This is a genomic window from Cecembia calidifontis (assembly GCF_004216715.1).
GTDB classification, from domain to species: Bacteria; Bacteroidota; Bacteroidia; order Cytophagales; family Cyclobacteriaceae; genus Cecembia_A; species Cecembia_A calidifontis.
Map to the genome: position 1 here is coordinate 2,984,396 of NZ_SGXG01000001.1, position 26,554 is coordinate 3,010,949.

General features: G+C 40.3%; 25 protein-coding genes. 14 read left to right on the forward strand and 11 right to left on the reverse strand.

The features are described from left to right. Positions 1-27: 27 nt before the first annotated feature. Positions 28-1,437, forward strand: a complete 1,410-nt coding sequence (locus BC751_RS12895) for a Gfo/Idh/MocA family protein (protein ID WP_130275896.1) — start codon at positions 28-30, stop codon at positions 1,435-1,437. 133 nt (positions 1,438-1,570) lie between these two features. Here BC751_RS12895 and BC751_RS12900 read toward each other — a convergent pair whose 3' ends face one another. From BC751_RS12900 to BC751_RS12920, 5 genes are read right to left on the reverse strand one after another with little or no spacing between them, the layout of a single operon-like run. Beyond that, positions 1,571-2,029, reverse strand: coding sequence for a DUF4268 domain-containing protein (locus BC751_RS12900; protein WP_130277581.1), 459 nt, complete (start codon positions 2,027-2,029; stop codon positions 1,571-1,573). A 4-nt stretch (positions 2,030-2,033) separates the two neighbouring features. After that, positions 2,034-2,897, reverse strand: a complete 864-nt coding sequence (locus BC751_RS12905) for a ChaN family lipoprotein (RefSeq protein ID WP_130275897.1) — start codon at positions 2,895-2,897, stop codon at positions 2,034-2,036. Next, positions 2,890-3,255, reverse strand: coding sequence for a dihydroneopterin aldolase (folB, locus tag BC751_RS12910; protein WP_130275898.1), 366 nt, complete (start codon positions 3,253-3,255; stop codon positions 2,890-2,892). The genes BC751_RS12905 and folB overlap by 8 nt, the downstream gene beginning before the upstream one ends. Beyond that, entirely contained in the window at positions 3,255-4,172 is a 918-nt protein-coding gene (locus BC751_RS12915) for a DivIVA domain-containing protein (protein WP_130275899.1), read from the reverse strand. The genes folB and BC751_RS12915 overlap by 1 nt, the downstream gene beginning before the upstream one ends. Before the next feature lie 5 nt (positions 4,173-4,177). Then, entirely contained in the window at positions 4,178-5,086 is a 909-nt protein-coding gene (locus BC751_RS12920; protein WP_130275900.1) for a WD40 repeat domain-containing protein, read from the reverse strand. Positions 5,087-5,123: 37 nt separating this feature from the next. On the opposite strand from BC751_RS12920, the gene BC751_RS12925 reads away from it, so the two are divergent. Together BC751_RS12925 and BC751_RS12930 are read left to right on the forward strand one after the other, a co-directional pair. Continuing rightward, positions 5,124-5,753 (forward strand): 4'-phosphopantetheinyl transferase family protein, encoded by a 630-nt coding sequence (locus BC751_RS12925; RefSeq protein WP_130275901.1) that lies wholly within the window; start codon positions 5,124-5,126, stop codon positions 5,751-5,753. A gap of 40 nt (positions 5,754-5,793) precedes the next feature. Then, a complete protein-coding gene (locus BC751_RS12930; protein WP_242617472.1) occupies positions 5,794-6,384 on the forward strand; it encodes a redoxin domain-containing protein in 591 nt (196 codons plus the stop codon). 6 nt (positions 6,385-6,390) lie between these two features. Here BC751_RS12930 and BC751_RS12935 read toward each other — a convergent pair whose 3' ends face one another. The 5 genes from BC751_RS12935 to trpF form a co-directional block, all read right to left on the reverse strand. After that, entirely contained in the window at positions 6,391-7,233 is an 843-nt protein-coding gene (locus BC751_RS12935; RefSeq protein ID WP_130275902.1) for a transglutaminase-like domain-containing protein, read from the reverse strand. A gap of 142 nt (positions 7,234-7,375) precedes the next feature. Then, positions 7,376-9,004: an acyl-CoA carboxylase subunit beta gene (locus BC751_RS12940; protein ID WP_130275903.1), complete on the reverse strand. Its 1,629-nt coding sequence runs from the start codon at positions 9,002-9,004 to the stop codon at positions 7,376-7,378. A 27-nt stretch (positions 9,005-9,031) separates the two neighbouring features. Then, positions 9,032-9,628, reverse strand: coding sequence for a phosphatase PAP2 family protein (locus BC751_RS12945; protein WP_341272840.1), 597 nt, complete (start codon positions 9,626-9,628; stop codon positions 9,032-9,034). Positions 9,629-9,637: 9 nt separating this feature from the next. After that, complete coding sequence (gene hemF, locus BC751_RS12950; protein ID WP_130275904.1) at positions 9,638-10,534, reverse strand: oxygen-dependent coproporphyrinogen oxidase; 897 nt, start codon at positions 10,532-10,534, stop codon at positions 9,638-9,640. A 24-nt stretch (positions 10,535-10,558) separates the two neighbouring features. Continuing rightward, positions 10,559-11,185, reverse strand: a complete 627-nt coding sequence (gene trpF, locus BC751_RS12955; protein WP_130275905.1) for a phosphoribosylanthranilate isomerase — start codon at positions 11,183-11,185, stop codon at positions 10,559-10,561. An 83-nt stretch (positions 11,186-11,268) separates the two neighbouring features. On the opposite strand from trpF, the gene BC751_RS12960 reads away from it, so the two are divergent. The 11 genes from BC751_RS12960 to BC751_RS13010 all read left to right on the forward strand — a co-directional run bounded on the left by BC751_RS12960 (position 11,269) and on the right by BC751_RS13010 (position 25,740). Next, on the forward strand, positions 11,269-11,955 hold the full coding sequence (locus tag BC751_RS12960; protein WP_130275906.1) for a hypothetical protein: 687 nt from the start codon (positions 11,269-11,271) through the stop codon (positions 11,953-11,955). Then, a complete protein-coding gene (locus tag BC751_RS12965; RefSeq protein ID WP_130275907.1) occupies positions 11,942-13,585 on the forward strand; it encodes a S8 family serine peptidase in 1,644 nt (547 codons plus the stop codon). The genes BC751_RS12960 and BC751_RS12965 overlap by 14 nt, the downstream gene beginning before the upstream one ends. Before the next feature lie 51 nt (positions 13,586-13,636). Next, positions 13,637-14,290 (forward strand): ribulose-phosphate 3-epimerase, encoded by a 654-nt coding sequence (gene rpe / locus BC751_RS12970; protein ID WP_130275908.1) that lies wholly within the window; start codon positions 13,637-13,639, stop codon positions 14,288-14,290. Positions 14,291-14,451: 161 nt separating this feature from the next. Beyond that, positions 14,452-14,946: a hypothetical protein gene (locus BC751_RS12975; RefSeq protein WP_130275909.1), complete on the forward strand. Its 495-nt coding sequence runs from the start codon at positions 14,452-14,454 to the stop codon at positions 14,944-14,946. Positions 14,947-15,047: 101 nt separating this feature from the next. Beyond that, on the forward strand, positions 15,048-16,028 hold the full coding sequence (locus BC751_RS12980) for a hypothetical protein (protein WP_130275910.1): 981 nt from the start codon (positions 15,048-15,050) through the stop codon (positions 16,026-16,028). Positions 16,029-16,123: 95 nt separating this feature from the next. Then, complete coding sequence (gene gyrA / locus BC751_RS12985) at positions 16,124-18,610, forward strand: DNA gyrase subunit A (RefSeq protein WP_130275911.1); 2,487 nt, start codon at positions 16,124-16,126, stop codon at positions 18,608-18,610. 40 nt (positions 18,611-18,650) lie between these two features. Beyond that, positions 18,651-19,868 (forward strand): tetratricopeptide repeat protein, encoded by a 1,218-nt coding sequence (locus tag BC751_RS12990; protein WP_130275912.1) that lies wholly within the window; start codon positions 18,651-18,653, stop codon positions 19,866-19,868. Between the two features lie 112 nt (positions 19,869-19,980). Beyond that, positions 19,981-20,160, forward strand: coding sequence for a hypothetical protein (locus tag BC751_RS22075; RefSeq protein WP_130275913.1), 180 nt, complete (start codon positions 19,981-19,983; stop codon positions 20,158-20,160). A 113-nt stretch (positions 20,161-20,273) separates the two neighbouring features. Then, the gene (locus BC751_RS13000) at positions 20,274-21,317 is read left to right on the forward strand and encodes a BF3164 family lipoprotein (protein WP_130275914.1); all 1,044 of its coding nucleotides are present in this window, start codon (positions 20,274-20,276) and stop codon (positions 21,315-21,317) included. Between the two features lie 163 nt (positions 21,318-21,480). Then, the gene (locus BC751_RS13005) at positions 21,481-23,943 is read left to right on the forward strand and encodes a PIG-L family deacetylase (protein WP_130275915.1); all 2,463 of its coding nucleotides are present in this window, start codon (positions 21,481-21,483) and stop codon (positions 23,941-23,943) included. A gap of 87 nt (positions 23,944-24,030) precedes the next feature. Beyond that, a complete protein-coding gene (locus tag BC751_RS13010) occupies positions 24,031-25,740 on the forward strand; it encodes a sodium:solute symporter family protein (protein ID WP_130275916.1) in 1,710 nt (569 codons plus the stop codon). Between the two features lie 189 nt (positions 25,741-25,929). Here the strand turns inward: BC751_RS13010 and BC751_RS13015 are convergent, their stop codons facing one another. Next, positions 25,930-26,457 carry an REP-associated tyrosine transposase gene (locus tag BC751_RS13015; protein ID WP_130277584.1) on the reverse strand — a complete coding sequence of 176 codons (528 nt, stop codon included), beginning with the start codon at positions 26,455-26,457 and terminating at the stop codon, positions 25,930-25,932. Positions 26,458-26,554 lie beyond the last annotated feature (97 nt).

Here is a 26,554-nt window from a genome sequence, read left to right on the forward strand (position 1 = left end):
ATAACCAGCAAAACATCCGATTGTACTATGAGCAATAGGCGCAGAGACTTCATCAAATTGGCAGGCTTAGGATTTGTAGGGGCCGCCATACCTGGCTTTTCCCAAGCAGAAAGTCCGGAACGACTTTATCAATTAAGCCGAAAAACCCACCTTCAGCAATTCAATATGTCCGGTTACGCAGCACCAAAACTGCCAACAGTAAGGGTCGGAATTGTCGGTTTAGGAATGAGAGGGCCCGGTGCTGTTGACCGTCTGAGTAAAATCGAAGGCGTTGAAATCAAAGCCCTTTGCGACTTGATCCCTGAGAGGGTTGATAAAATGAAGGCAAAACTAACAGGAAGCAAACATCAACCAGCAGGATATTACGGGTCAGCTTATGCATGGAAAAAAATGTTTGACAGAAACGATCTGGACCTGATTTATATAGCAACTCCCTGGGATTGGCACACCCCTATGGCAGTTTATGCCATGGAAGCGGGTAAGCATGTAGCTGTAGAGGTACCGGCCGCCAAAACACTGGAAGAATGTTGGCAATTGGTCGAAACCTCTGAGCGCACCAAAAAGCACTGCATGATGTTGGAGAACTGCTGCTATGACTTTTTTGAACTGATGACCTTGAGCATGAAACGGGATGGTTTTTTTGGAGAAATTATCCATACTGAAGGAGCATATATCCATGACCTGCTTTGGTTGAATTTCATGAAAGATTCAGAAGGAGGTTATCAAGACATGTGGAGATTGAAGGAAAATTTTCGGGATGGTAATTTGTATCCTACCCATGGATTAGGGCCGGTTTGTCAGATTATGGACATCAATAGAGGGGATCAAATGGATTATTTGACATCCCTTTCTTCCCATGATTTTCACATGGCTGCAAAAGCCAGGGAACTGGCAGAAAAGGATAATTTCTATGCTTCTTTCGCTGAAAAGAGATATGGGGGCAATATGAATACCACCATCATTAAAACCAAAAAGGGCAGATCTATCATGATCCAACATGATGTAACTTCGCCCAGGCCCTATTCCAGATTGCACACTGTAAGCGGCACTCAAGGATATGCCCAAAAGTACCCCGAACCAAAAATATCTAAGGGCCATGACTGGTTAAAGGTTGAAGAAATGAAGGCATTAGAGGAAAAATATACACCGGAAATCGTTAAAAAAGTCGGTGAATTGGCCAAACAGATAGGTGGCCATGGGGGCATGGATTTTATGATGGACTGGAGATTGATTGATTGTTTGAGGAATGGCCTACCTTTGGATCAGGACGTTTATGATGCAGCCCTTTGGTCTGCTATTACTCCCCTCAGTGAATGGTCTGTTGCCAACCGTTCCAATTCCATTGATATCCCTGATTTTACAGGAGGAAGCTGGAAGACCAATAAGCCCGTAGAAATCACATTAAAAGGTGGAGGGACTACCAAAGTGATTGTCTGACAATAGTCAAGGCAGTTTGAATTTTGGATTTTGGGACAGCAACCTTAAAATCCAAAATTCTTTTCTTCATGATTGTTGAAATGAAGCTGCAACTGAAGGTTTTTCTTTGTACTTGGTACCTTGTAAATAGTGTTCACATTTCCTCAAAAGCAGGTTTCATATTGCACCAAAATGCATCCAAGGCCATGATTCTTGGTTTGAGGAAGGAGATGATGGTGGGCCAATCATTATGGTCCATAACGTTTACACCGGATTTTATTTTTTGAATCCTCGATATTGTTTTTCCAAACTCATCTTCCCGGTGGAGTTCCCATTTCCATTTCTCTCCCAATTCACTTTCAAGTATTTTTTTGAAAGTTTCAAACTGTTCAAAAAAAAGCTGTTGAAGTTCAATGTCAGGGTGGGTGATTTCTATGCCTATTGAGGCAAATTCCCTTTCTGCTCTCATCCGGAAATAAATGTCCTTTACCCCGGTCTTATAATTTTGCCAATTGGTCTTAAAACCTTCAGCATTTGGAACAGGCTTCATATATTGCCCAAAAGTCGTCCAGAATTCTTTTCTGATTTTTGCTTTTTCTGCCTTGCTATACATGAAATCAATAACTTTTTGGTCCATCCAGGGGAATGACAATAATGAAATCTGCGGTTTGCAGGTGTTTTTCATCCAAGGAAAGGATCTCTTGTTGCTCTACTGTATTGATTGTCATGATTTTAGTTTGTGGAAAATCCCTTTTCAAGTACCAAACAATCCCTTCATAATTATTGGAATGATAGGATCCATTGACATGAAGGATCACATTTCCTTTTTGTAAAAAATCATACAATGAGTAGGCCATGGTGGCATCCTTGATGGCCTGTGCTTCAACCATAAAATCCATATTCATGCTGGATCCATGCATCAGATCTGCCATTCCCTTGTATCCCGGAAGTGTTTTGTCCACTTCCAATGGCAGGGTAGCGAAATATTTCTTTGCTTCTTCACTTAATGAGTCGAGCCCTTTAAGTCCTTCTCTACTGACCAAGGAAGCATATTTTCTTGGGATATTGGAAGCAACAAAAGGGATTTTGTTCTGCTTGGCAAAAAGCATCAAAGGTTTATAATCAGTAATATAATTGTTCCAAAGTTTTGCTTCTGTTTCAAAGTTTTTATCCGTGATTTTTCCTGAAAACCACTCGTTAATATTGAGTTGGTCATCCCGTTCAAAAAATTCAGCGGCCAACACTACTTGTCCATTACCTGATTGGAGAGACTTCAGAAGCCTCAGTTGCAGCCAATGAGCCATCGCATTATTGTGCAGTTCTCCAAAGAAAGTTACTTCCGCTTGAGCGGCTGCAGTTGCCATCGTTTCAAAGGATACCTCCTTTCCATCTTTGTTGTAGATTTTAAAAGCCTCAGTCTGGGCTAGTAAAGAAGTAAATGAAAAAAGAAGAAAAAGAAGTGTGCTGAATGTTTTATTCATAGTCATCAGGATATGTAACGGTAACGACGGAGTAATTGACTACTCCACCAAGCGCTGGATTGTGCTTTTTGATGGTGATGGAAACAGATTTGATGTCTGGAAATGCGGTTCTGATGTCCTTGATCATCAAATGGGCCAGATGTTCCAAAAGTTTGACTGGTTCCTGCATATGGGATTGGGCAATTTTGTAAAGGACTACATAATCAACCGTGTCGCCCAGCTTGTCATTCAGCATGGCCTTTTTGAAATCTGTTTCCACATGTATGTCTACGGTAAACCTGTTTCCTAGCTTGTTTTCTTCCGTAAACACGCCATGATAAGCATGAAATTCCATTCCCTCTAATGCAACTTTCCCCATCAGTCTAACTGGTCAAAAAATGAACCTTCTTTCTTATCTTTTTTCTGGTCTGTTTCCGTAGTTTCTGACTTCACTTGAGTTGTTCCTTTGGTGTTTTCATCCGAAATAGAAGGAGTACTTTCCAACTCTTGTACTGTTTCTGCTGGCACTTCTGCTTTTACCTCTTCAAAAGGCCTTTCCACTGATGTTGGGATTTCTACTGTTTCTTCCAAAGTAGGAGTTTCTTTAGCGTCATCCCTTGATTCCTGACCTTCTATTGTTCCAGTAGGGCTTTCAATTTTTTCGCTTTCCTGATAAACAATTGTTCGCTCTTTCTCCTCAGAGATCGATGGAACCACATTTGATTTTATTTCATTCAGCTTGTCCAATAAATCAGAGAAAGACTCAATATTGGATTTTTCAAAATCTTTATCTGACTTCGAAAGTGTTTCTTCCAAATCAGCAGAAATTCTTTTTAGGTTTTTTAAAATCAAAACCCTATTGTTTAACAAGGCATCATAATCCCTAATGAATCCTTTGATCCTGTTTTTTAATTCATTCAGCGTGTCAGCGGACTTTTTCTCAGCCTCTTCTAAAATTCTTTGGGCTTGAATTTTGGCTTCCCTGACCATGTTATCAGAACTTTGATGTGCCTCGGTCAATAATTCATGTGCCGTCCTATTGGCCTCTTCGATAATGCTGGCGCCTGTATCTTCTGCCGTTTTTAGTGTTCGGAAAAGGGAAATCTCGACATCTTTCAATTTTTTTGCTTCCTGTTCAGCAAACTGAAGTCTTTTTTCGAGATCGATTTTTTCATTTTCAAGTTTGTCCCAAGCTTCGGCCAAGGTTTTTAAAAATTCGGTAACCTCATCCTTATCATAACCCCTAAAGTTTTTTTCAAAGCTTTTTTCCCGGATTTCTGTTGCAGTAAATTTCATGGTCGTTAAAGTTCAATTTGCCAGATAGAAATATTTCGGTCATCACTCACAGAGACGATTTGCTGATTATAGGTACTCCAAAGTACTTTATTGATGGAGGTGCCATGGCCTGCATGTCTCGCTTTGTCAATGACCTTTAACAATTTCAAGGAATTGCTGTCCCATACTTTGATGGACTTGTCCATACTGCATGTCACAAAATAATTGCCATCTTCCCTAAAGGAGAGATAATTGATTGCAAACATGTGGGCCACTATGGATTCTTGGAGGGAATAATTTTTTGTTTCCCAGATATTCAAACGGGCATCCCGGCCACCGGATACCAACATGGATTTGTTCGGGTTGTATCCCAAAGCAAATACAGAATTGTTATGGGCCTCAAGGTTATGGATTGGAGTATGGTCTGCCAGGTTGAATATTTTGACAGAGTGATCACTCAAACCAACGGCAAGTTGGCGCCTACTAGGATCCAACGCAAAGACACGAACACTTTTCTTTCCAATTTTGATGTGTTTTTTGACAGCACGTTGTTCTATATCCACGATAATAACGATTCCGTCTCCGGTACCGACATATAATTCATTGCCGACCGCTTTGATATCGAAAATGGATTGGTCCGTAATTTTGATGGACCAGATTTCTTTTGACTTTTCTAAGTCAATAACGTGAATACCTTCAAAATTATGCCCAATGAAAAGCAAATTCCTTTCTTTGTCCACCTCCAAAGCATAGACAGAATGGGCGACTTTGGCAATCAATCTCCCGTCTTTAGGTTTGTCCAAGTCCCATTCGACGACCATTCCATCTCCGGATCCTGTGTAAAAAAATCTTGGATCCGGGCCTTCGACCAAAGCATAAATACAATCGTTGTGTCCGGATAATGTATGCAGTTTGTTGACTTGTATTTTTGACATAAAATGCTGTGATTAGCAGTTCATCCCTAATGGGCCTATGCAAACAAAAATAGAAAAAATAAGTCCTTTATCAGCTTTGGCTGTAAATAATATTGAAGAAGTTTCTCAAAATGGAATTGATTTTTTGAGTTTTAGGGAAAAATTATCTTTTGCAAACATATCAAGAGATGACAAAAGAGTTGAATGGAAAGGGGCCAGGTTAGCGATAAAATCTGCCTTGGACTGTATTTCCTTGCCCTATCCGGGATTTTTTAAAGACGAACATGGAAAGTCACATCCTATGGATGGTTATGGATATGTGTCCCTTACCCATACCAAGGGAATCGCCGCCGCAATATTTCACAAAGATATGCCCGTGGGGATTGATCTGGATTATGTGAGGGAAAAAGTGGTCCGTCTGGGTCCCAAATTTCTTGATCCCAAAGAAATTGCTTTTCTAAACAATGATGCGCTTTTGTACACCATAGCATGGTCTGCTAAAGAGTCCATTTTCAAATGTCAGGGTAGAAAAGGGATCAGTTTGAAGTCCAATATTCTCCTTGAACCATTTTCTTTGGAGGACGATACCATTAAGGGGAGGGTTTATCAAACAGAATTTTCAGATCATTTTTATACCGTAAAAGTGGAAAGAGAAAATGACATAGTCCTTACTTATACCATTTGGTAAGATCTTTGTGCTTATATTTAGGTAATAAAACCCAATTGCCATGATGAAAAGTCTTGTTCTAAGTATTGTAACTGTCACTCTGATATCCTTTCGGCTTTCAGCCCAAAGGGTAGATAATTTCCAATTGGAGGATGTTCTCACCGGAAATACTTTCACTTTAACAGAACACAACGATGCAAGGGGAGTGGTGTTGATTTTCACCAGTCTCAACTGTCCTTTTTCTAAATTATACGAAGAAAGAATCGTCAACCTTCACAATGAATTTGCCAACCAAGGTTTTGTATTTGCCATGATCAACCCTCATGTCAAAGTGGAAGAGGGTGAAAGTGCGGCAGATATGAAACAAAGGGCATCTGAAAGAAATATCAGTTTTCCATTCTTAGCGGATGGAGATCAGGTCGTGACCAGGCAACTTGGTATTACCAAGCTTCCTGAAGTCGTTTTGGTAACACCTAGTCCAACCGGATACTCCATTGCCTACAGGGGGGCAATAGACAATAACCCACAAGTGGCGGCCAATGCCAATTTAAAATATTTGGAAAATGCTTTAAATGCCATTGCCAACCGGAGAAATCCAAGTCCAACCTCCAGCAGGCCTGTGGGATGTAATGTCAGGCTAATAGGACTTTGATTTGCCTTAACCTTCAGCAATTTGGAGAAGCTCTTTGACCTCCTCTGACTTTTCCAAATCACCTAATTTTTCAAATGCTACCACCAGGTTCCTCAAAGATCTGGTGATGATGTCTTTGTTGCTACAAGGTTCGAAAAACTCAGGTCGGGGATCTATTTTAAGGTGCTCCAGGTAATTGACAATATCTTGCTTGCTGAATATCAGACCTTTGTTGAAGGTATTGATATAGAAGGTGATTTCTTTGGATTTATAAGTAAGTACAAAAAGATTCGGTAAATTGACACCATATACCGGAAGCCCTAACTTTTGGGCCACCAGAAGATAGATGGCACAGAGGCTTATAGGATTGCCCTTTTTTGTTTCCAGCACATTGCTGAGCATGCTGTTACCTGGGGCATGGAAATTTTTTGTATTGGCTGAAAACCTCAAATGACTGAAAAGCACACTGTTGATGATCCGGATCTGTTCATAGGGGAGTAGGTCATTTTTAAATGCAGTCCACACTTCAAAGTAGATTTGATGCATGTCCGCATTTAGTTTTTCAAATTCCAGGTCCGGGTATTGATACGTATTGATGATCCAAAGGCCAGTCAATAAATCCTGGTCAGGTGAATTCCTCCAATCAATCAGCCTTTCTTTTAATTGGGAAAATTGAAGGTTATGGACCAGTTCTTCTATTTCTTTTTGAATTTCAGGATTAAAGCTGTCTTCCCACTTTTTTTCCAAAAAAGGTATCACCTCACTTCCGAGAGAAATGATCTTATCCCTCACATGGTTTTTTACATCCTTATCAGTATCATCCAGTAAAGAAACTAAGGCATGAAGCTCTTTTTCCGTCAGTTTTTCCATATCAAACCTTTGGACTTTAAATTACAAAAATAACAGCAAGTAATGGAAAAATATTCCTGAATTTTCGGCCAATTCTGTCTAAAAAGAGCGGTGTTACCTGCCCTGCAACACCGCCCTATAATACCCATTAGATCAATATACCTCAGGTCTGTATTACTCCCACATTGAATCTTTCCGTGATTGGGGCATGGTCTGCGGCTGCTATCCCTATGCTGATGACTTTTCGGGTTTCCAATGGGTCGATGACTCCATCTACCCACAGTCTTGCAGCGGCATAGTAAGGGCTTAGTTCTTCATTGTATTTGTCAGTAATTTCCTGAAGCAGTTTATTTTCTTCTTCAGCACTGATTTCTTTGCCTGATTTTTTGAGTGCAGCCACTTTGATCTGAAGAAGTGTTTTGGCGGCAGATGCACCGCTCATGACTGCCATTTGTGCTGTCGGCCAGGAGTAGATTAACCTTGGGTCATACGCTTTTCCGCACATGGCATAATTTCCGGCTCCGTAAGAATTTCCGATGATGATAGTGAATTTGGGAACAACGGAATTGGCCATGGCATTGACCATCTTTGCACCGTCCTTAATGATGCCTCCATGCTCTGCTTTACTGCCTACCATAAAGCCCGAAACATCCTGTAAAAAGACCAATGGAATTTTCCTTTGGTTACAGTTCATGATAAATCTGGCGGCCTTGTCAGCTGAGTCGGAATAGATTACTCCCCCCATTTGCATTTCCCCTTTTTTCGTTTTGACGATTTTACGCTGATTAGCAATAATCCCTACCGCCCAACCGTCAATTCTCGCAGTGGCACATATCAGGGTTTTTCCATAATCTTTTTTGTATTCATCATATTCGGAATTATCCACCAGCCTGGAGATAATCTCATGCATATCGTATGGTTTTACCCTGTCGGCAGGAAAAATGCCATACAGTTCATGTTCATCTTTCTTTGGTTTGGCGGGTTCTGTTCTATTAAATCCAGCCTTCTCAAAAGCCCCGATTTTATCGAAAATATTTTTAATGGCATCCAGACAGGCCTCATCCGATTCGTATTTGTTGTCGGTGACACCTGATATTTCACAATGCGTTGTAGCTCCTCCGAGGGTTTCATTGTCCACATTTTCACCTATGGCTGCTTTTACCAGGTAGGAGCCTGCCAGGAAAATTGACCCGGTCTTGTCCACAATCATGGCCTCATCTGACATGATGGGAAGATAAGCCCCTCCTGCGACACAGCTTCCCATGATGGCAGCTACCTGAATGATTCCCATAGAAGACATTTTGGCATTGTTTCTAAACTGTCTTCCAAAGTGTTCTTTGTCCGGAAAGATTTCATTCTGCATGGGTAAATAGACACCCGCACTATCCACCAGGTAAATGATGGGCAGCCTGTTCTCCATGGCGATTTCCTGCGCCCTGAGGTTCTTTTTGGCGGTCATAGGAAACCAGGCTCCTGCTTTTACTGTGGCATCATTGGCCACTATCATGCACATACGCCCCGAAACATAACCGATACCCGTGATTACTCCGGCAGATGGACAGCCGCCCTCCTCTTCGTACATGCCGTCAGCTGCCAGGGCACCGATTTCCAAAAAATCAGAATGCTTATCCGTAAGGTAAGCAATTCTCTCCCTTGCGGTAAGTTTCCCTTTTTCATGCTCCTTGGCAATTCGGGACTTTCCCCCTCCCAGTTTGACAGTTTCCAGTTTTTTCTGTAGATGAAAAAGTAATTGTTTGTTTTGATCTTCGTTTTGGTTGAAGGCAATATCCATAAAGTTATTTGGGTTTATTCTTAATCTCTAAAATAAGTTTTTATCCGAAATGTTTGAACGATAAATTTTGTCCCTGACTTTTTTCATGATAAAATAGCCAGCCATAGCGCTTAGAATACCTACAAGGGCTCCGACCAATATATCACCGGGATAATGGACACCAAGGTAAATTCTGGTATAGGAAAATACTGCAGCCCAGGCAAATAACCACTTAAGCCAAGGATACTTGAAGGCCAGGGTCAGGCTCATGATGGTGGCTACCCCAAAGCTGTTGGCCGCATGGGAAGAAGCCAAGCCGAATTTTCCTCCGCCACAATAACCATAATTGTGGACCATCCCTTCTAAAAGCGGTTCATGACATGGCCTCAAGCGCTCAAAATAAGGCTTCATAAGTCCGGAAGCTGTTTGATCTGCGAAGAGAATGGTCAAGCCTACTGCCATGAATACCCACCAACTTTCTTTTTTGTAATGGGCCATAATCAGGTAGGTAAAAAAAACATACATGGGTATCCAAGGCCATGTTTTGGTCATAGTAAACATGATCGGGTCTAAAAAGTCCGAGTGGAAGCTGTTCAGGAATAAAAATAATTCCTGGTCTAATTGGCCAATTTTTTCCATCATCATTTCCTCGGATTAAAGATTGATCCAATCAATATCTTTTTTGAGATAAGCCAATGTCTTCGCTTCTGGCGAGCCTTCTTTAGGAACATGCATGTATTCCCAGTTGGCCGAAGGAGGCATACTCATCAAAATGCTTTCGGTCCTGCCGTTGGTATCCAGCCCAAATTTGGTGCCCGCATCCCATACCAAATTAAACTCCACATATCTTCCCCTTCTTAAAGCCTGCCATTGCTTTTCGGTTGCTCCATAAGGAAGGGATTTATTTTTGGACATAAAGTGACGGTAAACTTTGGGGAAAAGGTATCCTACTGATTTGACGAATTCGAAAATTTGCCCCATTTCACCTTGGTCTTCACTTACCAGGCGGTCAAAGAAAATCCCGCCTATACCACGTGTTTCATTTCTGTGTTTAATAAAAAAATAATCATCTGCCCATTTTTTGAATTTGGGATAATAAGTAGGGTCAAAATGGTCACAGGTTGCTTTCACTTCTTGGTGGAAGTATTTGGCATCCTCCAAATCTATGTAGTGAGGAGTGAGATCAATACCTCCTCCAAACCACCTGACTCCAGAGCTCATCTCAAAATACCTGATATTCATGTGGATGATCGGTACCATGGGACTTTCCGGGTGCAAAACTATGGACACGCCTGTAGCGAAAAAGTCAGCTTTTTCGAGTTGAAGTTTATTCAATATTTTTTCAGGGGTGGGACCCTCTACTGCCGAAAAGGCTACTCCTCCTTTTTCGATAATGTTTCCGTTTTGGATGATGCGGGTCCTTCCGCCTCCTCCCTCGGGTCTTACCCATTTATCTTCTCTGAACTTGCCTTTGCCATCCTCCAGTTCCAATTCTTGACAGATGTGGTCCTGAATGTCCATAAAATCTTTGGCAATGCTGTTTTTATCCATAGTTTTTGTTGTTCTGAGTTGTCATTAATCCTCAATTTCCAGAATTTCCAGGATTTCGGCCAGATCATCAAAATCCTTGAGCCCGGGTTTAATTTCATCCCCCCCCTCTAAAGCAATTCCTTTTACCCCTGTTTTTTCAATCAGTTGAAGTACATTTTCAGCTTCAAGACCAAATCCCAGCAGAACAGGACAGATGGAAGCCAGTTCTTTTATTTTTTCTTCAAAGGCATTGTTTATCTCCAAAAGAGGGGATGTCAACAAGATGGTAATGTCAAATTGATTGTAAGAAGGGGCCTTTTTTATAAGTTCTTCAAGTTCATTCAGGTTTTGAATTTCCTTTAGTAAGATCAAAGAATAAGCGGTATTGGCCAACAAGTTTACATGTATATCTTCTTTTATCTGGATATATTGGAATCCTTCATAGTGACTGAGTTTTTTAAGGATACTATCCGGATGGGCAGATTCAAATTCCGCAACGAATTCCACTCCTGAAAGCCAATCTGTAATCTCCCTGAATTTTTCAGGGGAAGTATAGTTTTTATTATTTTCCTCCAGGTTAAATCCCATCAAATTGACCTGCATGCCGGCACAATACCTGGCATCAGAAAGGTTATTTACAGAAGAAATTTTGACAAAAGTTCTTAAAGCCATGGGTTTGATAATGAATTTGTGGGCGCTAAGGTAAAAGTTTTCAATCTAAAAACGTATTTTTAGCCCATTGTAAGCAGATGGATATGCGCTATAGGTTATTGTTCAGCATTTTTGTTTTCTTTATTCTGATTGTTTCATGTAGGGAAGTTGAAAATCCGAGATTGGATTTTGGGAAAGATTATCAACCACTTGAGCTTGGGCTGTTCTGGATTTATGATGTGGAGGAAACCATTGTTTTTGGAGAAAATGACAGTCAGACAGAGCAATATTTTTTACGTGATCTCATTGATTACAGTTTCTTCAATGCCCAAAATGAGGAGGTCTTTGTCATAAGGAGGGAACGATCGGATGATAGGCTTAATTGGTTTCCGGTTTCCGGTTATTCGCTCCATTTTAGGGGCAATGCCTTGCTCAGGAACTTTGAAAATCAGATTTCAGTTAATTTGGTCTTACCCCCTAGAGTAGGGGCAAGATGGGATGCCATGGTTTATAATTCTTCTCCAAGAGATGATTTTGAAATCGAGTTTATGGGGAATGTGACCATAGGGGCACAATTCTTTCAGAGGTCGCTCATTGTTAGGCAGGAGGAAGATGATGATCAGATTACTTTCCGCGACAATCGCTATGAGGTCTACACCAGGGGGGTTGGAATGGTAGAACATTATTATGAGGTTTTTACTTATTGTAGTAGAAATGATTGCTTAGGTCAGATGATCAAAGACTCAGGCCGGAAAACACACATGAAAATTTCAACGTATGGCAAATTATAAAACATTACTTATTGTTTTGTTTTTTCTCTTTTTTGGGTTTTCTGCAAATGCCCAGAACAGGTATGCCATACATTATAGATACAAGCCACAGGAGATGTTCAGTTTGGACAACCCCGCTGGATATTTAACAATCTCCTCCATCGAAAGAAGATTGAGACAGAGGATTACCCTTGATAGCCTTGATCTTCCTGTTTCAGAAAAATACATAAAATCGATAATTCCTTTGGTGGACCAAGTGCTTTACCATAGCAAATGGCTGAATGCCTCTGTGGTCATCGCCAATGAAGAGAATTTGGAGAAGATTCAATCTTTGGATTTTGTAAGCTCTGTGGAATTCGTTGCAAGGGGTTTTGTTCCTGAAGGGCGGCAGCTTCAGGCTGTCAATGCCCGTTCGGGTATGAAGGCAAACAAGAAAAAAAATGCCTCAACGGCTGAGGCGCCATTTGATTTTCAGAATGGCTTATTGGGTATTCAAGAAATGCATGAACTGGGATATACGGGTAAAGGGATTACTATAGCCATCTTTGATGCAGGATTTCCGGGTGTGGATCAAATTCCCGCTTTTTCGCATTTGTTTGAGAATAACCAAATCATAGGAACCAGGGACTTTGTACATGTTTGGAACAAAAATGTGTTTTCTAAAAATCAACACGGGACCAACGTGCTTTCCCTTATGGCCTCCAATGATCCTGACTTGCTTGTTGCAGGAGCCCCCGATGCCCATTATATTTTATGCATCACGGAGGAAGTACCCACTGAATTTAGGATAGAAGAATACAATTGGATTAAGGCAGCGGAATATGCCGATAGCTTAGGGGTAGATATCATCAACAGTTCTCTAGGATATTGGGATTTTGATGATCCTGGGATGGATTATTCTTTGGAGGATATGGACGGAGAAACAGCTGTAATATCCAAAGGAGCTACTATCGCTGCTAACAAGGGAATTTTGGTAGTTACCAGTGCAGGAAATTATGGCAATAGAGGAGAGCGGAGTATTACAGCTCCTTCTGATGCTAAAGGAATCTTATCGGTTGGCGCAACCAATATGGGTATGGACAGGGCCTCATTCAGTTCCCAGGGACCTACGGCAGATGGAAGGATAAAGCCTGAGGTAAGTACTTTTGGTGAGCAGGTTTGGCTTATCCGTAGTACCGGAAATTTGGGAAGATCCAGCGGAACTTCTTTTTCTGCCCCTCAGATAGCGGCTTTTGCGGCGGGCTTATGGCAAGCTAGACCGGAATGGACAAAGGAAAAGCTGATTGAAGAAATTTTAAAAAGCAGTTCTCAGGCAGAGGATCCTGATAATTGGTTAGGATACGGGATACCCAATTTTGCCAAGGCATATTATGGCCCTGTATTAGGAGGGATTACCGTTGAAGAGCAGGAATGGAAAATTTATCCCAATCCCCTCAAGGGTTCAGAACTTTTTATACAATTCGGAAATTCCGAGCAAGGGGAGTTTGCTCTCCTTGATTTGAAGGGGAGGGTGATGAAACAGGCATCTTTGAGCAGGGGGAGCCTTAGGGACCCATTTGAGGTGGAGATTCCAGAATTGCCTTCCGGTATTTATATAGTCGAAGTGCAGTCCGGATCGGATATAAAGCGGACAAAATTGATGAAATGGTAGGCTGCGATCTGTATTTTTCTTTTTTTTGCAGCCTGATATAAATAATCCCTCATGTCAATCAAAATAGCCCCCTCTATCTTAGCGGCAGACTTTGCCAATCTTCAAAAAGAAGTTGAAATGCTTAACGCCTCTGAGGCAGATTATATCCATGTAGACATCATGGATGGCGTTTTTGTACCCAATATTTCATTTGGATTTCCTGTGACAGAAGCCATCAAGAGACATGCAAAGAAACCTTTGGATGTACATTTGATGATTGTGGATCCGGACCGGTATCTGGAAGAATTCAAAAAAGCAGGGGCAGAAATCATTTCTGTTCATTATGAGGCCTGTGTTCATTTACATAGGACGCTACAGCATATCAGATCCTTAGGATGTAAAGCCGGAGTAGCCGTTAATCCGCACACCCCTATCGAACATTTGGAAAATATTCTGGAAGAAGTGGATATGGTATTACTGATGTCTGTCAATCCGGGCTTTGGAGGGCAGAAATTTATTCCAAATACCATTTCAAAAGTTAGAAGACTGAGCAAAATGATTGCAGAAAAAGGTCTAAATACCCTGATTGAAATCGATGGGGGGGTAAATCAGGCCAATGCCCCCTTGCTTGTGGAAGCGGGAGCCAATGTCCTGGTTGCAGGTAATTTTGTGTTTTCTTCGGAAAATCCAATCCTAACTATTAAAAACTTAAAAAACCTTCAATAGGATTGGATGGTTTGGCGGATTTGTTACCTTTTATGGGTAATATTTGCCTTTTAACAAGTTTTAGGGCATTGTTTTTGTGGTTTTTCTTGTGAATTTGAATTTAATGCTATTTATTGAAAATTGAATTCAAAAAAAATATACAACAAAAACCAATTATTGCAATGAAAAAGCTATTCTTACTTGCCTTCCTGATGTTAGGGATTTTCAGTGTTCAGAGTTTTGCCCAGGATGAAAGCGAAGAATTGACAGAGGAGGAAATGCTGAAGTATGCGGCCATGGAGGCAAAGGTACAGGCCTTTATCAAGGAAAAACAAACCACGATGGAGGAAATGATCAAAAACAATGAAGCCTTAGGAGGCGGTGCCCGGTACAATGAAATCAAAGGTGCTTGGGGGAAAGAGGATAAATTGGCTGAAATTGAAATCACCGAAGAGGAGAGGGCTGCTTTCGCAGAGATTCAGTCCTACATAGACGCTATCGGTGATGAGGTAAAGGAATACATGACTGGATTGATCATGGACCAGGAAGTTTTGGGTGCCGCTACCTACAATAAAGTAAGGAGAGCAATGAATGCAGATCCGGCAGTAAAAGAAAAAATAAACTCATTGGTCGCAGAACTGAAGGAGAACGGTGAGGAAAATTCTGCACAGAACTAAAATTGATTTTAAGGTAACTGGTAAAAAAAGGTCCCAATATTCGGGGCCTTTTTTGTTTTTTAGGATGTATAATTTTTAATTTCGGTTTCGTTAATACAGATATGAAAAAAGCACCCGTATTTTTAATTCTTTTTTTCCTTTTTGGGGCTGCTATTGCCCAGGATGATATTTTTGGAATTGACACCAAGGCAAGGACAAAAAACAGAAAAGCTCAAAGTGATGTGGGGAATTTTACCCGTAATCTCATCAGCAATATCAGTTTTGAATTTTCGGGTGGTGGAGCTTATCATGTGCCTGTAATCGACTTCAATTCCGAACAGCCGGGCCAATATCCTATTGTTCAGTACAGGAACTTGGAAGAACCTAGGGAATTGACCTCGGAAGATACGATTAGATTTAGGGGCAATGGCATGGCCTATCCAATTAATCTTGGAGTAAGGATCAATGTCTTTAATGCTCTGACAATAGGTGGTGGTTATGGTAGGGAATTCGGTCGGCTTTCTTCTCTTAAAGGAAATGATTATGAGTTTCTGTTTGAAAACAGAAATTACACCTTTGATAAAGTTTATGCCAATGTGGGACTGGTACTTTATGATGCGAGAAAAAGAGCCAAATACCTGAATTGGAGATATAGGCGATATGCTTCATCCAATTTTTACATGCAATCAGAGAAGAATCAAAGGATCCGTCAAAACTATCCCTGGAGATTTTTATTGGATGCAGAATTTGGAAATGTCATTATCCGGAAATCCTTTGATGAAAGGTTGCTGACCAATAATCAGACTTTTTACAGTGTGGGATTAAGAATAGAAAGGGAGTTTTCAGAATACACACGTTTCTTTGTCAGGGGTGGGGCTGAATTCAGAAATTTTATTTTTCAGGCGGAAAATTTAGCAAGTTTTCAGGATTTGAGACAAAATCTTTATGTGGCCCAGGTTGGCCTATCTATCAATCTTCCGGGAACCAAGCGTTGCAAGGTCCAGGGTTGTGGGGTGGTAATGAAGCACTTACATGATGGAGTGGAATATAGGGGAAGTTCAATTTTCAGACTTCAGAACCGAAAGATTGGGCAGTGGTATTAAATGCTGCCCTTTAAGCTTTCCAATCACGGAATAAGCTGTTTCAAAAGCGTTTTCTTTTTATTAACTTGCCAGCTTATTGAGTACGAACAAAAAATATGGCGCAAGGAGAAAACGAGAACATTATACCAATTAACATAGAGGAAGAAATGCGTGGTGCCTACATCGACTATTCGATGTCGGTAATTGTTTCCAGAGCGCTTCCGGATGTCCGTGACGGACTCAAACCAGTTCACAGAAGAATACTTTTTGGAATGCAGGAACTGGGAGTTTTGCACAATAAGCCTTTTAAGAAATCAGCTAGAATTGTAGGGGAAGTGCTTGGTAAGTACCACCCACACGGTGATTCTGCAGTATATGAAACCATGGTACGTATGGCCCAGCCTTGGTCCTTGCGGTATCCATTGGTGGATGGTCAGGGTAACTTTGGCTCGATAGATGGAGATAATCCGGCTGCGATGCGTTATACCGAAGCTAGGCTGAAACGCATAGCAGAAGAGTTGTTGATTGACATCAATAAAGAAACGGTAGATTTCCAGCTCAACTTCGATGACTCCCTAAAGGAGCCTGTTGTTCTTCCTGCTAAAATTCCAGCACTCTTATTAAATGGTGCTTCTGGAATTGCAGTAGGTATGGCGACCAATATGGCACCTCACAATCTGGGTGAAGTTGTGGACGGGATCATTGCCTATATTGACAACAGGGATATTACTGTATCTGAATTGATGCAGCATATCATTGCTCCTGACTTCCCAACTGGGGGTATTATTTATGGCTATAATGGTGTTAAGGCTGCTTTTGAAACTGGCCGCGGTAGGATTATTCTTCGCGGAAAGGCAGAAGTGGAGACCAAAGACAGCGGTAAAGAGGCTATCATCATTTCAGAAATCCCTTATTTGGTCAATAAGGCCAACATGATAGAGAAGACGGCCCAGCTGATCACTGAAAAGAAAATAGAAGGAATTTCCGCCATCAGGGATGAATCTGACCGTCAGGGAATGAGGATTGTTTATGAACTGAAAAGGGATGCCATACCCAATGTGGTATTGAATAACCTTTATAAACAAACACAGTTACAGACATCATTCTCAGTTAATAATGTGGCCTTAGTAAAAGGAAGGCCGCAAACCTTGAACCTGAAAGACATGATTACCCACTATGTCAATCACAGGCATGAAGTGGTGGTCAGAAGAACTGAATACGAATTAAAAGAAGCCGAGAAGAGGGCTCACATCCTGGAAGGTTATCTGATAGCCTTAGACAATCTAGATGAGGTGATTTCTTTGATCAGAAGCTCAAGAGATCCGGAGACCGCAAGGAATGGCTTGATGGAGCGCTTTGGCCTAAGTGAAATTCAGGCCCGTGCGATCCTCGACATGAGGTTGCAACGTCTGACAGGTATGGAGCGGGAGAAGATCCAAGAGGAATACAAAGAGATCATGCTGTTGATTGAAGATCTAAAAGATATCCTTGGGAGCGAAGAAAGAAGGATGCAGATTATCAAGGATGAATTGTCTGAAATGAAAGAGCGTTACAATGACGAAAGAAGAACCGTCATTGAGCACAACGCTGAGGATTTCAGTTACGAAGACATGATTCCAAATGAAGAAGTGGTCATTACCGTATCTCATCAAGGTTATATTAAGAGGACTTTGTTGACAGAATATAGGACACAAAGTAGAGGTGGAGTGGGTTCCAGAGGTGCGGCTACCAAAGAGGATGATTGGACAGAATACTTGTTTACTGCTTCCACGCATAATTATCTGCTGATTTTTACAGATCACGGAAAATTATTCTGGTTGAAAACCTATGCCATTCCAGAAGGATCAAAAACTTCGAAAGGAAGACCCATTCAGAATTTGATCAATATAGAACCTGAAGACAAAATCAGATCTATCATACAGGTAGGAGATTTGAATGACGAGGATTATGTCAATAATAACTTCCTAGTGATGGTCACCAAGCAGGGGGTAATCAAAAAGACGACTTTGGAACAATACTCCAGGCCAAGGTCCAACGGTATTATTGCTCTCAATATCAGGGAAGATGACCAGTTGCTTCAGGTGGATATGACCAATGGGGATTCCCATATTATCATCGCGGCAAAATCAGGAAGGGCTATCCATTTCCACGAATCCACAGTCAGGCCGATGGGCAGGACAGCGACGGGTGTGAAGGCCATAACGTTAAGTGATGTTAAAGACGAAGTTATTGGCATGGTATGTGCTTCAAGAGAAGATGCAAGCCTGCTGGTAGTTTCCGAGAAAGGATATGGCAAGAGGTCACCTTTAGAAGAATACAGAATTACCAATAGGGGAGGAAAAGGAGTGAAGGCCATGAATATTACCGAAAAGACTGGTAATTTGGTGGCCATCAAAGAAGTGGTAGATTCAGATGATTTGATGATCATAAATAAGTCAGGAATCACTATCCGGACTCCGGTTTCAGAACTTAGGGTGATGGGACGGGCCACCCAGGGTGTACGTCTGATCAAACTCAGTGAAGGGGATGAAATATCCTCAGTAGAAAAAATTAAAAAAGATGAGGAGGAGGAAGAACCGTCTGCCGCTCCTCAAAATGAATAGAGCTTAAACATTACCAAACAATTAGCAAAATTAAACGCAAATGAAAAAGTTAATTCTATCGTTGGCATTGGTTGTGGCTGCATCCACTGCTTTTGCACAAAAGAAGGTTGTCAACTCAGCTGATAGGAACTTCAAGAAAGGAGATCTGGAAGCTGCGATGAACGATATCCAAGCTGCTTTGGAGAACCCTGAGACAATGAATGATCCCAATACAACTTTGGTTAAGGCTAAAATTTTAACCAAAATGTTTGAATTGGATGAAGATATGGCAGCATCTACTGTCAAAACTGGAAGATCCGCTTTGGAGGCATTCGATAAAACCATGTCTATGGTCGGAAATGACAAAAACAGCAAAATCGGGAAAGAAGTCTATAAAGAAGAGGTACCTGGTCTTCCTGATAACTTAAGGCCATTCTCAAAAATGACGCTTAGAAATTCTGCTTTCAACAAAGCACTTCAAGCTTATGAAGAGGATGATTATTCCATGTCTTATGAATTCTTCAATCTTGTTTCAGAAATTGACCCAGCTGACACCACAGCACACTTCAATGCAGGATACTTGGCTTACCAAGAGCTAGGCAAAACAGAGGATGCCAAAAAGCATTTCAAGGCTTTGATTGAAGTTCCTGAATATAACAAGTTGAATACTTATTACTTCCTGATCCAAATCGCAAGTGCAGAAGACCAGGATCCAGAGCAGGCTTATAAATATGTGATTGCGGCTAGAAAAGACTTCCCTGAGGATAAAACTTTATCGGAGTTTGAGGTTCAATTATTGCTTCAAATGAACAAAATGGAAGAAGCCATGGCTTCTGTGAAGGAGGCTTTGAAGGATGATCCAAATAATTCAGGCTTGCTTTTGAGATACGGCTACCTATTGGAGCAATCTGGAGATTTGGATGGCGCTTTGGAGCAATACAAGAAATCTGTTGAAGTAAATCCAGACTTTTTTGAAGGTAATTTTTATACTGGAGCAATTTTATTGGAACAAGCTAGAAAAATTTTAGCTGAAATCAATGAACTTTCAGATGATGAATGGGAGAAAAGAGCACCTGAAATGGGGATGAAAGCAGACTCATATTATAAAGATGCCATTCCTTATTTTACTAAAGCTTCTGAACTTAGGGATGGACAAGCATCTGGCGAAGTTTTGGAATTATTGTTTCAAATTCATACAAGGTTGAAAAATACTGCTGAAGCAGAAAAATATAACCAAAGGTTAATTAGTATATTCGGCCCCAATTGGATGGAAAGATAAAATAAAAACTAAAGGCTCAATGGTGAACATTGAGCCTTTAGTTTTTTGTAAAAAAAGTTGCATTTTTGATTTTTTTTTTTACCTTTATTTTTCACTAAATAATCATAATAAAATGAAAAAAACTTTAATTATTCTATCTTTGTTTCTAATTGTAGGAACTGGATTTTCTGTTTTTGCCGCGGACTGTATGCAGGCTAGTTCAATTGGTTGTTTTGACAGGTTTGGGACATTTTACCCAAATGATATTAAGGGATTAACTCCTGTTCCACCAAGACCTAATCCGCAACAGTAAATTTAAATTGATTGGCTGCCTGTATTAGGCAGCCAATTTTTTTGAACAGTCTTTAACGATATAACCCTTTTTTGTTAAGGATAATTAATGGTATTAAAAAATAATTATGAAATATGAATAAATTTATTCTCTTTATTGTTTTAATTTTTATTAGTTGTAAAGATGAAAATCCTGTAAATGAAAAAATATTAACTTCAAAAAAAATAATCTTTAACGAGTTGATAAATCCACAAAAAATTTTTTTAAAAGGTGATTACATTATTGTTTTTGAAAGAAATGGTATACCAGAAGATAAAGCACCTATTCATTTAATAGATTTAATCGAATTTAAATATAAAACTTCCTGTGGAAAAATTGGTTTTGGCCCTGGGGAGTTGCCAGATGCCCATAATTTTGATTTTGGGTTTAACGATTCGACTTTTTGGGTGTATAGCGCTTTAGATAAAAAAATAAATGAGTTTAGTTTGTTTTTTTATAATGACCTTGCGTTAAACCAAATTAAACAATCTGAGCAATTTTATAAAGTTTATTCCGCACTTTTCTCAGAGGAAGAAAAATTCATTGGACTTCAAGTAGATTCCCCTCATAGATTTATTGAGTTTGATATTTTAAATGGACAAGAAGAAGGTTTTGGTAAATTAAAAAATTTCACGGATTTGAAAATTGAAGACTCTTTTCTTCTTTCTCAGTTGAATATGGGCTGGTTTGGATCTTCTCAAAATAAAAGTATTTTTGCTGTAGCATATAATTTTTTTCCTGTTGTTGAAATTTTTCATAAAGAGACACAGGAGTTTTATTATTTTATAAAAGACGAATCTTTTAAACCTAAATTTAAAATTCAAGGAAACACGGGAAATGATTTTATTTTTTGGGATTTGAACTCACCCTATCAGTTCAGAGATATTTGGATTACAGATAAACATATCTTTGCTTTATTTGGAGGCTATAGTGAAAATCAGATCCAAAAACAATCCACTGTAGCAAAACAGGTCTATAAATTGAGCTTAAAAGGTGAGTTAATAGAAATTTACAATTTGGACAGATCAATTAATAATTTTGCAGTCAATAATTCCGAAGATTTGATAATAGGCCTTACAACAGATGAAAATCCTGGAATCGCTATATTTGAAATAAATGATAATGCAGTCCCCAAGTAAACTGTTGAAGCCCGGTTTTTTTTTAGTTTTTCAAAAATGGGTGGAAAATCCTTTTTACATCAAACGGTTATTAAGATCATTTAACAGCTTACAAAACCCATTGATATAAAAATCAGTTTTAATTCTTAATTCATTGCCGTAGATTTCCCCAAATTGACAGATTATGAGAAACCCAAAATGGTGGCTATTTAGCTTTGTTTATTTTATTTCCATTTTATCCTTCGCCCAAACCACACCTTCATCTGTTATTTACCATGATTTATTGCGGTTTAAAGAGACCAAAAGGGTACTTTATGTAGCAGCACACCCAGATGATGAAAATACCAGATTGATAGCCTATTTGGCCAATGCAGAGCATGCTGACGTAGCCTATTTGTCACTCACCAGGGGTGATGGGGGTCAGAACCTTATCGGAAAAGAGCTTGGCATTGAGTTGGGTTTGATCCGAACGCATGAACTTTTAAGGGCAAGGGAAACCGATGGGGGAAGGCAGTTTTTCAGCCGCGCCCTGGATTTTGGTTTTAGCAAAAATCCTGATGAAACCTTTAACAACTGGGACAGGGAAAAATTGCTTTCTGATGTGGTCTGGATTGTAAGGAATTTCCAGCCTGATATCATAATCAACCGTTTCAATACTATTCCGGGAACCACCCACGGGCATCATACCTCCTCTGCCATGTTGAGCGTGGAGGCCTTTACCAAGGCTGCCGATCCTAAAGTATTCCCTGAACAACTAACTGACACCCATACCTGGCAGGCCAAACGGATTTTCTGGAATGCCTATAGCTGGGGAGGACAATACGAGCCGGAAGAAGGTAAAGTGTATCACAGATTTTTGGTTGGGGAGTTCAATCCCTTATTGGGCACTACTTATTCGCAGATCGCAGCAGATAGCCGAACGATGCACAAGTCCCAGGGCTTTGGCTCCACTTCTCAGATAGGCCAAGGCAATGATTTTATAGAAATGATCCAAGGGGAGCCATTTAAAAGTTCTCCTTTTGAAGGCATTGAATCCCGCTGGAATCTGTTGAAAAACGGAGCAGCCATCAAGCAGGTGATAGACAAGGCCATCAATGAATTCAATTTTATTGAGCCTGAAAAGAACGTTACAAACCTCTTGGAAATCAAAAAGCTTTTGGGGGCTGAAGGACTTTCAGATCGATGGTTTTTGGAAAAGAAGGCACATCTTGATCAGATGATACTCAATGTTTTGGGCGTCAAGTCTGAATTTGTCATCAGAAAGGAAATCGGGTATCCTGGTGAAAAAATCAATGTTGAAATGATTTTCAATAACCCCAGCGCATTCCCCCTTACGCTTCAGTCTTTTAAAAGTGATCTGTTTTCACATGAATTGGATGCCTCTGCATTGAATAATAGGCCTGTAGGCAAGACTTTCGATATTCAGATTCCCTTGGACTATCCTGTATCTCAGCCCTTCTGGCTACAGGAACCTAAAGAGAACAGCTTGTTTGGAATCAAAGACCGTAAAAAGATAGGCCCACCCATCAACGGATCTACCATTCAGGGAACTGTTCACTTATTGGCTGATGGGCAAGCCTTATCTTTTGTACTTCCATTAAAGTATAAATACAATGATCAGGTTGACGGGGAAATCAACCAGCCCTTTACCTTGGTCCCTGAGGTCAATGTGAGCCTAGATAAATCCAACCTTTTTATTATTCCTGGAGCAGATGACTTACTTAAAGTGGAAGTAACTTTTAGGAATAATCTATTGGATGGAGAGATTGAGGTCAACGGTATTTTGCCAAACCAATATCAGATCATAGATGCCTCGGTTGATGAGCGAAGAAAAAGAAAAGATTACTTTATCAAGTTTTTGGATTCTGATCAGGAAAAGAAAGAAGTGACAATTTCTTATTTGACCAAAGATGGAAGGGAGTTCCATCAGGATACGAAAAGGATCATCTACAAGCATATTCCCAACCTCACTTATTTTACCAATACCTCTATTAATTTGGTAAAAATGGATATCAAAATCAGTGGCCAAACGGTGGGTTATATACCTGGGGCGGGAGATGACGTGCCCGAAGTATTGAGAAGCTTGGGATATCAGGTGAGTATTCTGGATGATGCAGATATCAGAAAAAACAGGTTAAAGGACTTTGCTACAGTGATAGTAGGCATCAGAGCTTTTAACGTGAATCAGGCATTGGCTACACATGTGGATGAATTGATGGAATATGTAAAGGATGGAGGGAATTTGATTGTCCAGTACAATACCTCTTCTCCCTTGTTGACCAGGGATTTAGGGCCTTACCCATTCAATATTTCGAGGGATAGGGTAACGGTTGAGAACTCTCCTGTCAATGCAGATTTCTCACATCCAATTTTAAGACGTCCCAATAGGGTGACTGCTTCTGATTTTGAAGGCTGGGTTCAGGAAAGGGGCTTGTATTTTACTTCCAACTGGGATCCATTGTATTCTACACCATTAACCATGCAAGATCCGGGAGAATCTGCTACCCAAGGGGCTTTGTTACATGCCCGATATGGAAAAGGAACCTACACCTATTCCGGCATTTCGTGGTTCAGACAATTGCCTGCGGGTGTTCCAGGCGCCATCAAAATTTTCGTCAATTTAATAGAGCAGGGCAGTGAAAGATAACATCAAGTGGAGGAATTGGTACATTGCCCAGATGCTGGTTTTGGGAATATTGGTCTTGTTGTTTTACTGGCTTAAAATCAGTTTTTCATGAGTTTTATTGACTGGCTGGTCCTATTTGGTACCCTTTTGGCGATAGTGGGCATCGGCGTATATAGAACCTATGGTATCCGGGATATGGATTCTTATATCCGTGGTACAGGGAATATGAACTGGTGGACCATTGGGCTTTCCATCATGGCTACGCAGGCTTCTGCTATCACATTTCTGAGCACGCCTGGTCAGGCTTATGATGATGGTATGCGTTTTATTCAATTTTACTTTGGTTTGCCATTGGCCATGATTATTCTTTCGGCCACCTTTCTGCCCATTTATTACAAACTCAAGGTATATACCGCCTATGAATTTTTGGAAGAGCGTTTCGATCTCAAGACGAGGACGTTGGCTGCTTTTTTGTTTTTGATCCAAAGAGGTCTTGCTGCAGGAATTACCATTTATGCACCTGCCATTATCCTTTCCACCCTGTTGGGATGGAACCTTACCCTTACCAATGTATTTATTGGGGTTTTGGTTATTATTTACACGGTTTCGGGTGGAACACGTGCCGTCAGCATTACCCAAAAGCAGCAAATGGGGATCATGATGGGAGGGATGGTTTTAGCTGGAATTCTGGTAATACAGATGCTCCCGATTCAGTTCACAGAGGCCCTCCATGTAGCCGGCAAAATGGAAAAGCTTAATATTGTCAATTTTGAGCTTGACTTGGCGGATAGGTACAATTTCTGGTCCGGCATGACTGCAGCACTTTTTTTGTTCATGTCTTATTTCGGTACAGACCAGTCACAGGTACAGCGTTATCTTTCGGGAAGTTCCTTAACCCAAAGCCGCATGGGACTAATGATGAATGGGCTGCTGAAAGTCCCTATGCAGTTTATTATTCTGTTTATTGGGGTGATGGTTTTCGTTTTTTACCAGTATTTCCAACCCCCTATTATCTTCAATAAGGTACAGACTGAACAATTGGAAAATTCTGCCTTCAAGGAAGACTATTTGTTGTTACAGGAAGAGTTCAAACAAACTTTTCAGGAAAAAAACCAACAATTGGGGATCTTGTTGCAGGCGGTAGAAGCCAATGATGAAGAAACTATCCAATCTACAAAAGCAAGGATTAAAGAACACCAGGAATATCAAGAGAAAATCAGGACTGAGGTCAAGGAGCTTATTGTGAAAAATAATCCCGGGGCGGAAACAAGGGATACAGATTATGTTTTCATGCGATTCGTGATGGATTACTTACCAAAAGGGGTTGTGGGTTTGTTGTTTGCGGTTATTTTCAGTGCGGCGATGTCTTCCACGGCTTCGGAATTGAATGCTTTAGGTTCTACTACCACTATTGATGTCTATAAAAGGTCTATTGCCAAATCGGGTAATCAGTATCATTATCTTGTCTCCTCTAAGCTGTTTACTGCATTTTGGGGGATTTTTGCCATACTTTTTGCCACCTATGCCAATTTGTTTGAAAACCTGATACAGGCAGTCAATCTGTTGGGATCTTTGTTCTATGGAACAATTCTTGGGATTTTTGTGGTAGGCTTTTATATGAAATGGGTAAAGGGAAATGCCGTATTTATTGCTGCATTTTTGGCTGAGGCCATTATCCTTCTCATACATTATAACAATGGAGGCAGTCTTTTTGGCATTGACATCAACATTGGTTTTCTCTGGTATAATGCGATTGGGTGTCTTGCTGTGATGATTTTTGCAGCCTTGATACAGTTGTTGAAGAGGGATTGGAAGTAGTGCTCTTCGGGATTTGCAATCCCGAAGAGCGATAACAGGGATTTTTAATCCCGGGATTCTCAAAAGGTGGTGTATGCGGATTAAAAATCCGCTTTATCCGTTCCCGAAATTGCAAATTTCAGGAAGCGCCGCTCTTCGGGATTTGTAATTCCGAAGAGCGATGAAGAGGATTTTTAATCCTAAAAAAAATCAAATATCCTCCAAGTCAATCATACCTCTTCTAATTCCATAAAAATCCCCACAACTGCTGTAGATATATTCCTCTTCTTTTTCTACAATCCCTGCTCTTACTGGGTTTTGGTGGATATAATTGATTTTAGTCATCATAAAATTTTCTGAAAAAATTTCTTCTCCATGATAGCCGTTTTTCCAAAACCAGATTTTATCGTTCTTCTTTAATATCCACAACAACCATTTTTTCCGGCTTTCGTCTGGATTTTTTGAAATGGCATCATAAATTGCTTTTGAGGTAAATTTTTTTAAGTCTCTTATGATGTCTGAAAGGGGTACTTTTTCGGACGAAACAATCAAATGGCAATGATTACTCATGATGACCCATGCATAGATTTTTAAGCCTTTGTTTTTTTGGCAGAATTTAAGACTATCAATTAAGATGTCCGCGTAACATTTTCTTGTGAACACATCCACCCATTGGCGGACTGTAAATGTGATAAAATGAGGAGCAAATTGATCTTGAATTTGATATGAAAAGCCCATAAATACTGATTTAAACAAAAATCGAGGCTTTTTAAAAAATCAACATCAGTTTAAACGGATAAGTAAACGGATAAATATTGTTGCGGATTATAAATTC